The organism is Psychrobacter sp. AOP7-B1-25 (assembly GCF_052376195.1).
Taxonomy (GTDB): domain Bacteria; phylum Pseudomonadota; class Gammaproteobacteria; order Pseudomonadales; family Moraxellaceae; genus Psychrobacter.
The window spans coordinates 1-14020 of the sequence record NZ_JBQSVK010000006.1 but is presented as its reverse complement, the minus strand read 5'-3'; the positions used below and the strand labels follow the sequence as shown (position 1 = coordinate 14020).

At 43.5% G+C, this 14020-nt stretch carries 13 protein-coding genes; 3 read left to right on the top strand and 10 right to left on the bottom strand.

Annotated features, from left to right (window positions below; all coding sequences use genetic code 11):
* The first annotated feature begins 119 nt into the window (after positions 1–119).
* The gene (gene rplS, locus ACT3QR_RS06970) at positions 120–539 is read left to right on the top strand and encodes a 50S ribosomal protein L19 (protein WP_444520655.1); all 420 of its coding nucleotides are present in this window, start codon (positions 120–122) and stop codon (positions 537–539) included.
* Between the two features lie 225 nt (positions 540–764).
* Here rplS and ACT3QR_RS06965 read toward each other — a convergent pair whose 3' ends face one another.
* On the bottom strand, positions 765–1325 hold the full coding sequence (locus tag ACT3QR_RS06965) for a DUF4442 domain-containing protein (RefSeq protein ID WP_444520654.1): 561 nt from the start codon (positions 1323–1325) through the stop codon (positions 765–767).
* 511 nt (positions 1326–1836) lie between these two features.
* Here ACT3QR_RS06965 and ACT3QR_RS06960 point away from each other — a divergent pair.
* Entirely contained in the window at positions 1837–3360 is a 1524-nt protein-coding gene (locus ACT3QR_RS06960) for a DUF3360 family protein (RefSeq protein ID WP_444520653.1), read from the top strand.
* 154 nt (positions 3361–3514) lie between these two features.
* Positions 3515–5359: an excinuclease ABC subunit UvrC gene (gene uvrC / locus ACT3QR_RS06955; protein WP_444520652.1), complete on the top strand. Its 1845-nt coding sequence runs from the start codon at positions 3515–3517 to the stop codon at positions 5357–5359.
* A gap of 99 nt (positions 5360–5458) precedes the next feature.
* Here the strand turns inward: uvrC and ACT3QR_RS06950 are convergent, their stop codons facing one another.
* The 9 genes from ACT3QR_RS06950 to ACT3QR_RS06910 form a co-directional block, all read right to left on the bottom strand.
* Positions 5459–5590: a hypothetical protein gene (locus ACT3QR_RS06950; RefSeq protein WP_444520651.1), complete on the bottom strand. Its 132-nt coding sequence runs from the start codon at positions 5588–5590 to the stop codon at positions 5459–5461.
* Between the two features lie 245 nt (positions 5591–5835).
* Positions 5836–6402: a dihydrofolate reductase gene (locus ACT3QR_RS06945; RefSeq protein ID WP_444520650.1), complete on the bottom strand. Its 567-nt coding sequence runs from the start codon at positions 6400–6402 to the stop codon at positions 5836–5838.
* Positions 6403–6466: 64 nt separating this feature from the next.
* The gene (locus ACT3QR_RS06940; protein ID WP_444520649.1) at positions 6467–7327 is read right to left on the bottom strand and encodes a thymidylate synthase; all 861 of its coding nucleotides are present in this window, start codon (positions 7325–7327) and stop codon (positions 6467–6469) included.
* Between the two features lie 45 nt (positions 7328–7372).
* On the bottom strand, positions 7373–8257 hold the full coding sequence (lgt, locus tag ACT3QR_RS06935) for a prolipoprotein diacylglyceryl transferase (protein ID WP_444520648.1): 885 nt from the start codon (positions 8255–8257) through the stop codon (positions 7373–7375).
* Between the two features lie 287 nt (positions 8258–8544).
* A complete protein-coding gene (gene urtE / locus ACT3QR_RS06930; protein WP_444520647.1) occupies positions 8545–9243 on the bottom strand; it encodes an urea ABC transporter ATP-binding subunit UrtE in 699 nt (232 codons plus the stop codon).
* 111 nt (positions 9244–9354) lie between these two features.
* Positions 9355–10200, bottom strand: a complete 846-nt coding sequence (urtD, locus tag ACT3QR_RS06925) for an urea ABC transporter ATP-binding protein UrtD (protein WP_444520646.1) — start codon at positions 10198–10200, stop codon at positions 9355–9357.
* Complete coding sequence (urtC, locus tag ACT3QR_RS06920) at positions 10200–11270, bottom strand: urea ABC transporter permease subunit UrtC (RefSeq protein ID WP_444520645.1); 1071 nt, start codon at positions 11268–11270, stop codon at positions 10200–10202. The genes urtD and urtC overlap by 1 nt, the downstream gene beginning before the upstream one ends.
* Before the next feature lie 10 nt (positions 11271–11280).
* Entirely contained in the window at positions 11281–13104 is a 1824-nt protein-coding gene (urtB, locus tag ACT3QR_RS06915; RefSeq protein WP_444520644.1) for an urea ABC transporter permease subunit UrtB, read from the bottom strand.
* A 227-nt stretch (positions 13105–13331) separates the two neighbouring features.
* Positions 13332–14020 (bottom strand): transporter substrate-binding protein (locus ACT3QR_RS06910; protein ID WP_444520643.1); only part of this gene is annotated, 689 nt, incomplete at its 5' end.

The window sequence follows — 14020 nt, the reverse complement described above, 5'->3', positions numbered from 1 at the left end:
TAATGGCCGTTGGTTATAACCCATTTACGTTGTGTCTCACTATAAAGAGATGCGATTAATTATTACAAACAGGTGATATGCGTCAAGCCTCTATTATCTAATGTGAGGAGATAACTCTCATGAGCAACAAGCATCCATTGGTTCAGGTCATCGAAAACGCTCAATTGCTTGAGCGCCCAAACTTTGCACCCGGCGATACCGTTGTGGTACAAGTAAAAGTACGTGAAGGTGAGCGTGAGCGTTTACAGGCTTTTGAAGGCGTTGTAATTGCTAAGCGTAACCGCGGTCTAAACTCAGCGTTTACCGTACGTAAAATCTCAAGCGGCGTTGGCGTTGAGCGTGCATTCCAATTGCATTCTCCAATCATCGATAGCATCGAAGTGAAACGTCGTGGTGCTGTTCGCCGTGCGAAACTGTACTACTTACGTGAGCGTTCTGGTAAATCAGCACGTATCCGCGAAAAACTTGCGCCACGTCCAGCTAAGAAAAAGACTGACGCTGGCGTACCTGATGCAGTTGATACTGCACCTGGTATCTAAGCACAAGTTTGCCGCTTTGGGCTAATTCTATAATTTTAGTGTTAGTCCAAGACAAGGTAATAGTAGATACAAGCCCTTATTCATAGGTTTATTTATAAATAAGCGGGCCATACCAAAAAAGACGAAACCCCAATCTATGCGAAAGCTAGATTGGGGTTTTTGTATATAGAACTTCAATAAATTTAAGTCTTAATAACTTATCTATCATCAGTTAAAAGACAAGTTCTATTCAGCGGTAGGTGTATCGATACGGCTTACTTGCTCTTTGGACTTACTGTATTTACGTAGTCTGATGTATAACATTTTGGTAATGGTCGCAATTAGCTTTTGCTGTTCATCAAAGATGTCGACTTTATACTCACGAAAAACGGCTTCACCTTCTTTTGCGAGCTCTTGAATAGTAATGATTTCAGAACTAGGTATTTTCATGCGAGCAGTGACTTTGCTATTACCAGGCGCAACAAAATCGATATGTGAGCTTTTGTCCCAAACCACATAGTTGCTACCCAATTGATGCATCAGTATGAGCATATAGAAAGGATCAACCATTGAATATAAGCTCCCACCGAATTGAGTGCCGACGATATTTTTATTCAGCGTGTTTAGTCCCATGCTTACCACACACAAACCTTGATCGAGACTGAGATGCTCGATTTTAATACCAGCGCCAATGTATGGTGCATAGGTATTAAGGCGTAACCTCAATAAATGCGGTGTCAGCAATGGCATAATGCTTTGCTTTGCCCGACGTTTTAAAGTCTCAAGATTGGTAGGTAATACACTCATAAATTTGTCCTGTTGCCTTTTCTCAATTTTTTAATGTTATCAGTAATGTAGTTTTGACTAGTGTTACTTAGAAATAAACCAATAAAAAGTATTTATCATAATTAAAAATTATTCAGCCTGCTAGCGCTAAAGCGTAACTGAATTGACATATTTATGGCTACTCATAGATAGCAGACGCTATTTATTATAATTATCTTTGCTATTCAATTATTTGATAAAAAATTGTCTAGATGTAAATTATTATCAATAAAATAGTCATTTATTTTAATATACAGCCTATATTGAAAGTTTTTTTCCTAATGGTTTTCTATTAAAGTCAATTTTGTCTTAAATGAAAACTTTAATTTATAGATTGGGATGAGATACATAGTACCTTTAAGTGGTTTTAGGTTCGCATTTCATCAAGTCATGACATACAATAGTTCGCAGTTTGTAATAGGCGCTTTGGTCTATGACATTAGGTCAGAACGTGTATAGTCAATCAAAGATGTAATCGACACAAGGAAATGTGATGAGTAATCCTCAGACCCCTTCTTCAGGGTCTAATCCGCCGACCTCGAATAAAAACCACGACAGCCAACTACAAGGTAGTTATGTAGATTTACATAAGCCGAGTTCTAGTTTTGACAGCCGTGATACTTATTTAAACCATGAACTACAAATCATGCAGCCGAAACGCTGGCGTCCCAATTTACCATTCCGTGATTACCGTTTTGAGTTCGAAGATACTATCCCAGCGATGGCTGCAACCATTGGTAAAGTTGTTATGGTGGGCGCCATTGCAGCAACCTTTGCAGGTCCACTTGGTTTGGGCGACGCATTTGTTTTAGAAAACGTACGCTACGAGTTATTGATCGTCTCCTTTTTTATTATTTTATTTTCAGGTTTTTTACTTCCGACTGCCAATCTTGCTGGTACTCACGGCCCGCTCATTCCTTTGATTCCTATTGTAGTGGCAGCTGGTGGGCACCCGATGGCTTTTGGTTTGCTTATCGGTGCTTTTGGTTTGCTCCTCGCGATTAGTAAAGGGGGCAGTCTACTGGCAAATCTGACCAGCAAAGGCGTGTGCGGTGGCCTCTTGATTTACTTGGGCTTTATCGGTACCACGTCACAGGTCAAAAATCTCTTTGCTTGGGCAGAAGGGATTGGTATGTCGCATATCGCTTTCTTTATTATTCTGGCGACTATCCTGTTATATGCACTGCTTGAGCATTGGCAAAAACGCTGGCTAGCTGTACCGTTAAGCTGTGTGTTAGGTGGTGGTCTTGCCTTTGCATTGGGTGCTCCTTTCGAGTTTAAAACGGCACCAGGTCTACCAAACATGAACCCAATGTATTGGTGGGGTGAAAACACAGGTTGGATGCTAGGTCTGCCTACGATAGAAAGTTTCATTGTGGTCCTGCCGTTTGCTATTTTGGCTGTGGCAATGTGGTCGCCAGATTTCTTAGGTCATCAGGTATTCCAAAAAATCAGCTACCCTAAACGTACTGAAAAAGTGCTAATGGATATTGATGATACAATGACCAGCGCTTCAATTCGTCAGGTGGCGGGTTCTGTATTGGGCGGTGCTAACTTTGCGTCATCGTGGGGTACTTACATTGTCCCAGCAGCAATTGCTAAACGTCCGATCCCTGCCGGTGCTTTATTAACGGCATTGTTTTGTATTATCGCAGGTGTTTGGGGTTATCCGATGGATTTGGCCATTTGGCAGCCAGTGATGTGTGTGGCCTTGATCGTTGGTGTGTTTATTCCGTTATTGGAAGCTGGCATGGAGATGACGCGTGAAGGTAAAACGACGCAGTCTGCTGCTATTGTAGTGTTTGCTTCAGCATTGGTGAACCCAGCCTTTGGTTGGTCGCTTACGTTGTTGCTCGATAACCTAGGCTTGATCGGTTCTAAAGAGCGTAGTGCCAATTTGACTAAGATGAGCCGCTGGATCATACCAGGTATTATGTTTGTGGTACTGACAGGCGTTATGGCTATTGTTGGTATGCTACCAGGTATCCCAGCATTGATGGCTAACTTCCGTCATTGATAGCATGTTGCTGAACAAACGATAATAGAACAAACTAAGCCAGCGAAAGCTGGCTTTTTTGTGGGTAGCGCTGCGATAATAATTGGCTTGTAAAACAATGACTACCGCCCCATAACTAGCAATATTACTAAGATTTTTAAGAGCAATAAATTCTATGGTTAATGTCTCAGAATCGAGTCCTGTCGATGATAAAAAAGCCCGCCTTAAGCATTTGATTAAGCGTCTGCCTAACTTGCCAGGGGTATATAAGATGCTGGGTAAGAACGGCGATATATTATACGTTGGCAAAGCTAAGTCGCTTAAAAGCCGAGTGAATAGCTATTTCGCCAAAACAATCGATCATCCAAAGACGCGAGCATTGGTTGCGCGTATTCATGATATAGAGACTATCATAACGCGTAGTGAGACCGAGGCGCTGTTGCTCGAACAGAACCTAATCAAAGAGCATCGCCCACCTTACAACGTGCTTCTGCGAGATGATAAATCGTATCTTTATGTGTTTATCTCAGCCGATAAGCCTTATCCTCGCTTGGCTTACGGTCGTGGCAAAGGCAACCACCAAAAAGGTCGATTCTTTGGCCCGTTTCCCTCTGCACATGCGGCAAAAGAAACGCTGGTATTGATGCAAAAGATGTTTCAAATGCGTCAATGTACCAACACCTTTTTTAAGCAGCGTCAGCGTCCTTGTCTTGAGTATCAGATCAAGCGTTGCCGTGCACCCTGTGTGGGTTTGGTTTCGCCCGAGGAATATGCAGAAGATGTGAATAATACCATTCGTTTTTTAAAGGGCGATTCTAGCGATATTCATAGTACGCTGATTGAAAAGATGGAAGGTGCTGCTGAAGCATTAGATTTTGAAAAGGCAGTATTTTATCGCGACCAGCTATCCATGCTACGCGAAGTACAAGCAAGGCAAGCGGTCTATACCGTACAAGGTGAGGCAGATGTGATTGCCATTGCTAGTCAGGCTGGTATGACCTGTGTCAACGTACTGACCGTACGTGGCGGTCGAGTATTAGGTGGTAAAAATTATTTCCCTGATGTTGATAGTAGTGAGTCGTTAGCAGACAATCTATCAGCTTTTATTACGTCCTTTTACTTCCAAGTGACTGACGATTTGCCTGCCGAAATAATATTGAGCCATCAGATACCAGATCAGGTAGCAGTAAGCGAAGCATTGGCAACGCATTTTGGTAATAAAGTAGCCATTAAGACCAACGTACGCGAGCATCGTTCAGAATGGTTGGACTTAGCAACACTCAATACCAGTAATGCACTAAAAACCAAGCTTGGCGATTATTTAGAGCTACATGCACGCTTTGGCGCACTAAAAGATGTACTAGCAACTGTCACAGATCGGACGATTGATCGCATCGAATGTTTTGATATTTCACATACGATGGGTGAAGCGACCATCGGTAGTTGCGTGGTATTTGATCAAGGTGGTTCGCGTCGTCGAGACTATCGTCAGTACGCTATCCATGACATCCAAGGCGGCGATGACTATGCAGCGATGAAACAAGTGCTGACTCGACGTTATAAGAAACAGCCATTGCCGGACTTGCTATTGGTTGATGGTGGTAAAGGTCAGCTTGGCATTGCCAAAGAAGTATTAACTGAGTTGGGTATTCTTGGCGATACCTTGCTCATTAGTGTGGCAAAAGGGGAAGGGCGCAAGGCTGGGTTAGAGGTATTACACTTTATTGATCATGAGCCCTTAGATCTACCAATGGATAGCAAAGCATTGCACTTGCTGATGCATATTCGTGATGAGGCGCATCGTTTTGCGATTACCGCTCACCGTAAGAAACGTGATAAACGCCGTTCATCGTCGGTACTAGAGGTAATACCTGGGCTGGGTGAGAAACGTCGTCGTGATTTACTCAATCATTTTGGCGGTATGCAGCAATTGCTTGGGGCGTCCCAACAAGAGCTATCAGGCGTGCAAGGTATTGGTCCTGTGCTCGCAAAAACAGTTTATAAGGTATTGCACGAGTAAATAGATATAGCTCAATGGTGCATATAAAAAACGACAACAGAATTAAATCTGTTGTCGCTTTAACGTTAATACTTTTTAGCAGGTTGAGCTTTCTGATCGCTAAAAATCAAAACTTAACTGCTGGTTTGGATAGCTGCGGCAGTGCTCGCAAACGCGTTCCCAACGATTGAATCGATAGCGTAAATACCAACGAACATGCACAGCTCTAGGATAACCGCATTGAATGGCCATGATGACCTCCATAATTATGATTAGGAATTCATAACTGTGGAGACATAGACACTTATTAGCATTTACTATAAAATATAGGCACCTTCCTACAGGTATATAAAATATTTTTAATATGCTAACAATGGAGTCTGACTCCACAGTTGTATTATTTAAATGTTTTTTAAGCTCAGCAATTAGCGTTGCTGGGCTTTTTTAATTTTGCATATCTGGTTTCTCCTCTCAAGTTGAATAAAGACTAAACGATGCTAGGCTTCTACTTTGTAAGTGGTAAATTTAAAGCTTAAGTCACTTTTTTCGTCGTGCATTTGATCAGATTCGTCTGCTACTTTAAATCGTTCTGGTAGCTCAGGGTAAAATGCATCACCGTCAACGATGTCAGTATCTACATGAGTCAGCTCAATACGGTCCGTATACATCAAAGCATCGCTAAATACTCGCTCACCACCAATCACCCATATCGTATCGAGGTGTGCGCCATGAGCAAGGCTAGCCGCTTGTGTCAGTGCGTCGTCTAGATTGTGTACTACATAAGCATTGCTGCTATCTGCGAGACCTTTTGTCTCAGCATAATCCATTTGTGTTGTGACAATGAAGCTCACACGCTTTGGTAATGGCTTGCTACCCATCGACTCAAATGTCTTGCGGCCCATAATCACGATGCCTTGTACACCGTCGTCATTTTCTTTGGTCGTCATTTTTTTGAAGTGCTGCAAATCTTCTGAGATATGCCACGGTAGCTCATTGTTTTTACCGATACAGCGGTTGCTACTGATGGCTGCGATTTGGGCAACTTCGGTGTGGGCATAACTCATAATCTGTCCTTTTTATTCGCTTTTAACGTTTTAATCTTGTGTAAAGTAGTCAATCAGACAAATACTATACCGCAACTTTCGCTTTAATAGCAGGGTGTGATTCGTAACCTTCGACGCTAACGTCTTCATAGGTGAAGGCAAAAATATCATCAATATCAGGGTTGAGCGTCAAGGTTGGTAGTGTATATAGTGAACGCGTCAACTGTAGCTCAACTTGCTCACGGTGGTTTTGATAAATGTGACAATCACCACCGGTCCAGATAAATTCACCAACGTCTAGACCACAAATTTGCGCAACCATGTGGGTCAGCAGCGCATAGCTGGCAATATTAAATGGCACGCCTAAAAATAAATCTGCTGAACGCTGATAGAGCTGGCATGACAGCTTATTGTCTGCAACAAAGAATTGAAACATGGTATGACAAGGTGGTAAGGCAACTTGGTCCGCTTCGCCAGGATTCCAACCAGACACGATCAGACGGCGTGAATTAGGGTTGGTCTTTATTTGTTCGATGACTTGAGTGATTTGATCAACACCATCAGCATTGTAATTACCAGCACTGTCTTGAGTTGCGCCATAATTACGCCATTGATGACCATAGACAGGTCCCAAATCACCAGCAGGACGGTTGAAGCGTGCCGTTTGCTCTGCAGTAGCCCATTCATTCCAAATGCGTACGCCATTAGCTTGCAGATAATCGACGTGAGTACTACCGCTCAAAAACCAAAATAGTTCATAAGCGATGGATTTAAAGTGGACTTTTTTGGTGGTTAATAATGGAAACCCTGATGCTAAGTCAAAACGTAGCTGTGCGCCAAAGTGACTGAGCGTACCAGTGCCAGTACGATCGCCTTTTTCGGTGCCTGTGGTCAAAACGTGTTTGAGCAAGTCTAAATAGCCTTGCTCATTAGTGCTGTTAATCATAAAAATGCTCGTCGGTATTGTTTAATATACTGTTTGATATAGGGCTTAATAAGCAGCCTGTTTACCCCAGTCATAGATGCCGCGTTTGTAAGCATATACTAGTAGGATAAAGCCAATAATTATCATCGGCGCACTTAGCATTTGCCCTTTGGTCACCCAGCCTAGCAAAATGAACCCTTGGTCAACATCTGGCTGACGGAAGAACTCGATGATGAAACGGCTAACGCCATAACCCAACATAAACACACCTGTTGCTGCCATACGAGGGCGTGGTTTTGAGGAGTACCACCATAAGAACAAGAACAGTAATAAACCTTCAGCAAGTGCTTCATACAATTGTGAAGGATGACGAGGCAGCAGATACTGTCCATTAACTTCAGTCATTAGCTCTTGCAGCTCAGGATTGGCCTGTAACTGCTGCATGTCAGCTGCCGCTGCTTGCGGGAAGTAGGTCAGCCAATTATAGCCACCGTCAGAGACACGGCCCCACAGCTCAGCATTTATGTAGTTGCCGATACGTCCGAACAATAGGCCAGTTGGTACGCATGGCACGACAAAATCCAATACTTGAAAGGGTGTCTTTTTATACTTACGAGCAAAATATAGCATACCGAGCATGACACCAATCAAGCCACCATGGAATGACATGCCGCCTTCCCAGACTTTGAAAAGATAGGCAGGGTTTTGTAGCAATTCACCGAATTGATAAAACAAGACGTAGCCAACACGGCCACCTAAAATGACGCCAAGCGCACCAAAGAAGACCAAATCGGATACCATGTCGGTATTCCAATTATCGCGTTTGGTGCTGCGATACCATGCTAGGCCGTAAGCGGCAGCAAATGCCAGTAAATACATCAGCCCATACCAATGGACTTCGACAGGTCCAATGGCTAATGCTACGGGATCGTACTGAGGATGAATCATCATAAGGGCATCATAATATTGATATTAAAATGCTGACTATAATAGCAAATTTCATGCGCCCAGCATACATAATTGCTATGACGCTACTCAGTGAAATGGACAAATTGAGTTTCTGATACAGTGAGGAATGTATAGGGTAGGAAGCAAGTAAGGTAATGAATGAAATAGGACAAATGACTGTAATCGTGAAAAGGTTTTGTGATGATATGCAACCTTGGTAGCTAGCAGCTTAGGATAAAAATGCAGTTTATTATCTATCGTTCACTACCAAGTTGTATTATTAAATAATATTAGATGGCGACCAGATCCTGTACTTTGTTTTCGACCATTGTGTCGCCTGCGCCTTGTGACACTACCTTGCCACGTGATAGCACGGTGTAATTGTCAGCCAGCTCTTCTGCAAACTCATAAAATTGCTCAACCAGTACAATTGCCATGTCACCTTTGTCCGCTAAGTCTCGTAGCACTCGGCCAATATCTTTGATAATGGAAGGCTGGATGCCTTCAGTGGGTTCATCCAAAATCAGCACCGTTGGCTCAGATGCTAGGGCGCGCGCGATGGCCAGTTGCTGCTGCTGACCGCCCGATAGGTCACCACCGCGGCGATGTTTCATCTCATCGAGTACTGGAAAAATATCATACAAATGCTTAGGTACTTGTTTTGACTTGCTACGTGAGAATTTTGCCATGCCGATTAAGATGTTTTCTTCTACGGTCAGTGTCGAAAAAATATCGCGACCTTGTGGTACATAAGCCAAACCTGAGCGGACGCGCTGCTCTGGCGACATTTTACTGATGTCTTTGTCATTGAGCAAAATCTGTCCTGATTTGATGGGTAGGATACCCATTAGGCATTTAAGTAGGGTGGTTTTGCCCACACCATTACGTCCAAGTACCACACTGCATTCGCCGATGGGTGCTGTAAGTGAGACGTCTCGCAAAATATGACTGCCGCCGTAATATTGATTGATATTGTTAACTTGCAACATGGCTGTCTCCTAAACGCTCAACTTTTCTAATATATTGAAGGAAGTAGTCGTTCATTGGCTTCATTGTTAATTGAATAAATGGTTCGAATATCGATAGCAGTACTATGGCAATTATCGACCTAAATAGGACTCAATCACGGCCTCGTTTGCTTGCACTTCGGCCAACGTACCCTCAGCCAATATTGCTCCCTGTGCCAATACTGTGACTTTTTCACTGATGGCATCAATAAAGGTCATATCATGCTCGACCACTACTAAGGTATGGTTCTTTTTGAGGCGTAGACACAGCTCGGCAGTGTGCTCAGTTTCCGCGTCAGTCATACCTGCCACAGGCTCATCAAGCAAAATCAGTTTTGGGCTTTGCATCAGTAGCATGCCAATTTCTAACCATTGTTTCTGACCGTGAGAGAGTAGTCCAGCAGGCTTATTGATTTTGTCCGTCAAACGAATTTGCTCAAGGGTAGCGTCGAGCGTATCGCGAGTATCGGCATTGAGTTTGTTAAACAAGCTTTTGACCACACGTTTGTTTTTCGGCGCGGCAAGTAGTAAGTTATCCATCACCGTAAAGTTTTCAAAGACAGTCGGTTTTTGGAATTTACGTCCGATGCCTGCTTCAGCGATCTGTTCAGTAGATAAGCTGGCAAGATTGTGGGTTTGACCAAAAAACACGCTGCCTTCAGTAGGACGGGTTTTACCAGTAATGACATCCATTAGCGTGGTTTTACCTGCACCATTCGGTCCGATAATACAGCGTAGCTCACCTTCTTCGATATACAGGGATAAATTATTAAGTGCTCGAAACGAATCGAACCAAACACTTAAGTCCTCTAAATACAATGCAATACCATGGCTAAAGTCTACGCCTGATGGCTTTGGATGGGTGCGACCAGTACCGCCATGGTTGCGCCCATACTCATTGATAAGCTGTTCGGTCGTTGATGGTTTATCACTTAGCATCACTGTTTCTCCTTTTTGAAGCGATCGAACAAGCCCATAATGCCATTGGGCAAAAATAACGTAACGACGACGAATAACCCGCCCAGTATCAACAGCCAAAATTCAGGATAGGCGACCGTAAAGTAGGTTTTTACAGCATTGACTACACCAGTACCTAGTATCGCGCCAATTAAACTTCCTCTACCACCAGTCGCTACCCAAACGGCTATTTCAATTGAGTTCACAGGATTCATTTCACTTGGGTTAATAATCCCTACTTGCGGTACGTATAGCGCACCTGCGATGCCAGCAATGACAGCTGATAATACCCAAGCAGATAGCTTGTACCACAACGTACGATAACCTAAATACTGCAAGCGGTTTTCGCTATCACGAATCGCACCCAGCACACGACCATAAGGCTGATTCATCAAATAACGCAGACCAATATAAGATGCCAATAATGCTAGAGCAGTAGAAAAGCATAGCACCGCACGGGTAGAAGCAGCAGTAATGTCATAGCCTAAAAGCGTTGTAAAACCAGTGAAACCGTTGTTACCGCCAAAACCTGTCTCATTACGGAAGAACAGTAAGGCCGCTGCATAGACCATCGCTTGGGTGATAATAGAAAAATAAACGCCTTTGATTTTGGAGCGAAAGGCAAAGAAACCAAAAATAAAAGCAACTAAGCCAGGCACTAATACTACTAGAGCAGCTGCCCACCAAAAGTGCTGCGTACCAGCCCAGTACCATGGCATCTCAGTCCAGCTCAAAAAACGCATAAAGTCAGGTAAGCCATCGCCTGCTGTTTCTCGTGTGAGGTACATGCCAAATGCATAACCGCCCAAGGCAAAGTATAGGCCATGTCCCAAGCTCAAAATGCCAGCATAGCCCCAGACGAGATCCAGCGCTAACGCTACCATGGCCAGTGCCATTATTTTGCCAATGAGAGTAATCCAGTAGGCCGATAGATGAAAAGGCGAAGTCTCAGGCATAAGATGTAGCCAAGGTAGTACTAGTAGTACGGCAAAACATAATCCAATCAAAACAGCACTACGCGGCGTATCAGACAGTAATTTGGTCAGTATCATAGGAGTCTCCTTATTCGACAAAGCGGCCTTTAAGTGCAAATAAACCTTGTGGCCGTTTCTGAATAAACAAAATCACAAGAACCAACAACACAATCTTTGCCAATACCGCACCGATACCAATCTCAAGTACCGTACCGCTGACTCCAAGTCCCAAGGCAGCTAGTACAGCACCCCATACTTGTCCGACACCGCCCACCACAACGACTAAAAAAGTATCAATGATATAAGTTTGACCTAGGTCAGGACCTACATTGCCTACTTGGGCAAGTGCACAGCCAGCCATACCAGCGAGCCCAGAGCCCAAACCAAATGCCATCATATCGATACGTGCAGAGGGAATACCGACAGAGCGAGCCATTTGACGGTTTTGGGTGACAGCTCGTATAAATAAACCAAAGCGTGTTTTGTTGAGTAAGTACACTAAGAGCGCCACAACAATGACCGTAAATACGATAATGGCGATACGGTTGTAAGGAAGTACAAGGCTTGATGATACTTGATATGCACCGCTGAGCCATGCCACATTGCTGACTTCAACATTCTGAGCACCAAAAATCATCCGTACCAATTGCATCAGGATGAGACTCACACCAAAGGTGGCTAATAAAGTCTCTAGCTCACGCCCATACAATGGGCGAATGACAATGCGCTCAATGATCATACCGATGATGGCGCTGACTAAAAATGCCGCTGGAATGGCAGCAAGTAGATACCAGCCCGCCATATCTGGCATATAAGCTTGAAATAAGTTTTGCACCATATAGGTGGTATAAGCACCAATCATGATTAGCTCACCGTGCGCCATATTAATCACGCCAAGTAAACCAAAGGTAATCGCAAGGCCAAGAGCGGCAAGCAATAAAATACTGGCAGTGCTCATACCTGTGAAAATATGACCTGTCCATGTGCTGATTTCAATACGGCGTGACACACTCGACTCTGCATCGATAAGCGCCGCTTTCAGTGTGGTATCTACATTATCAGCGGCAAGGGCGGACTGAATATCGACTAATACTTGTGGACTATCGCTATCTGCGAGTAAGTTTACAGCTACAATCTGAGTAGGCAGATCGCCGTTTTTGAAATCTATACGAGCCTGTAGAGCCGTCAATGCTTTTTGAACATTGGCATTGTCTTCATTTGCTGCTGCAGTGGTGATAATGGCTGGGTCGACTTGATCGATGTTGTTAGCCAAAATTTCCACAGCTTGTAAACGCTGTGCTGGCTTGTCAGAGGCTAGCTTGACCTTCGCTTGACCAAAAATAAGCGCTGAGCGTAATGCATTGGTCAGTGTGACTTGTGATAAATCACTTGGCCAGTCTGAAGTTTCCTTTTTGTCAGGATAAGTAAATAGTTGATCATCTGCATTGAGTAAATAAGCTTGGCCACTGTTGCCTTGATACAGTTCATCATTGGCAATGAACTCCACCAAGCTATCTAAACTCTCAACTGATCCTGGCCACTCACTTAACATGGCTTGACGCTTACTAAAATTACCTGCCACAAACTGCGTGATTGAATCGCCTGAGTTGATAGTTGCTGTTGAAGTGTCTGTGATGTTTTGAGTAGAAGCAGTAATGCTCTCAGGTGAGACCAACGATTGCTCACTATGTGCGATATCTGTATCGTGGTCATGTATTTGACCATTATGATCCGCATACGCTGTGGTGGTGAAAGTTGTTATGCATAATGCCATCAATGCAAGTAATCGCAGAGGCGAATAAATTGAAAAACGAGCCGCATGCTGCATGACTTCACTGGCTGATGCTTGTGGGTTATTTCCATTTTTGGACGATGTTGGCTCTACAAACGGGCGTAAAGTATGGTGCTGCATGTGCGGCTCCCTGTTTTTCACAGACAACAAACCCTTAGTCTCCACTGATTAGTAGAATAAATGACAGAAGTATTTATAAGGTTTGGAGGTATTTAAAAATTGAGAGTAAGTGTTGAAAATAAATGTGGAAAGTAGGCGCTTAGTTTTTATTGGTGTCGCTTATCCATCCGCCTACTACCCACTTACTATCCATGTATTTTTCAGTATCACCTTACTTAGAGGACAGTTTATTTAGGAATATACTCGCTCCAAGGTTGTGCTTGAATGACTTCTGGCGTTTTAAAAATCGTATCAAACTGTCCATCAGCACGAATTTGGCCAATCATGACAGGCTTCCATAGATGATGATTTTCTTCATCCATTTTTAGCGTGTAGCCTGATGGCGCATCGAACGTCTGTCCTGCCATGCTAATACGCACTTTGTCGACATCGGTAGTGCCAGCTTGTTCAACAGCTTGCTTCCACATGTTGATACCGACATAAGTGGCTTCCATTGGGTCATTGGTTACGACTTTTTCAGCATTGGGTAGATTTTGGTCTAGCGCATACTGCTTATAGCGTTTGGTGAAATCGTTATTGGTTGGATTTTTGATTGACATAAAGTAGTTCCACGCCGCCAAATGACCTTGCAACAAGCTGGTATCGATACCGCGTAGTTCTTCTTCACCGACTGAGAATGCCATCACTGGAATGTCTGAGGCGTTAATACCTTGGTTGGCAAGCTCACGATAGAACGGAACGTTTGAGTCGCCATTGATGGTCGATATTACAGCTGTCTTTTTGCCCGTTGAGAATTTTTTGACGTTGGAGACGATGGTTTGATAGTTACTAAAGCCAAATGGAGTGTACTCTTCCATGATATCTTCATCAGCCACACCTTTTGATTTTAAAAATGCTTTTAAGATCTGGTTAGTTG

Bases quoted from the DNA above. Each gene is read 5' to 3' on its own strand.
- ACT3QR_RS06950 (WP_444520651.1), bottom strand. From the start codon at position 5,590: ATGGCCATTCAATGCGGTTATCCTAGAGCTGTGCATGTTCGTTGGTAT.
- ACT3QR_RS06940 (WP_444520649.1), bottom strand. From the start codon at position 7,327: ATGATTAACAGCACTAATGAGCAAGGCTATTTAGACTTGCTCAAACAC.
- ACT3QR_RS06960 (WP_444520653.1), top strand. From the start codon at position 1,837: ATGAGTAATCCTCAGACCCCTTCTTCAGGGTCTAATCCGCCGACCTCG.
- urtC (WP_444520645.1), bottom strand. From the start codon at position 11,270: ATGATACTGACCAAATTACTGTCTGATACGCCGCGTAGTGCTGTTTTG.
- urtD (WP_444520646.1), bottom strand. From the start codon at position 10,200: ATGCTAAGTGATAAACCATCAACGACCGAACAGCTTATCAATGAGTAT.
- urtE (WP_444520647.1), bottom strand. From the start codon at position 9,243: ATGTTGCAAGTTAACAATATCAATCAATATTACGGCGGCAGTCATATT.
- lgt (WP_444520648.1), bottom strand. From the start codon at position 8,257: ATGATGATTCATCCTCAGTACGATCCCGTAGCATTAGCCATTGGACCT.
- ACT3QR_RS06945 (WP_444520650.1), bottom strand. From the start codon at position 6,402: ATGAGTTATGCCCACACCGAAGTTGCCCAAATCGCAGCCATCAGTAGC.
- rplS (WP_444520655.1), top strand. From the start codon at position 120: ATGAGCAACAAGCATCCATTGGTTCAGGTCATCGAAAACGCTCAATTG.
- uvrC (WP_444520652.1), top strand. From the start codon at position 3,515: ATGGTTAATGTCTCAGAATCGAGTCCTGTCGATGATAAAAAAGCCCGC.
- urtB (WP_444520644.1), bottom strand. From the start codon at position 13,104: ATGCAGCACCATACTTTACGCCCGTTTGTAGAGCCAACATCGTCCAAA.
- ACT3QR_RS06965 (WP_444520654.1), bottom strand. From the start codon at position 1,325: ATGAGTGTATTACCTACCAATCTTGAGACTTTAAAACGTCGGGCAAAG.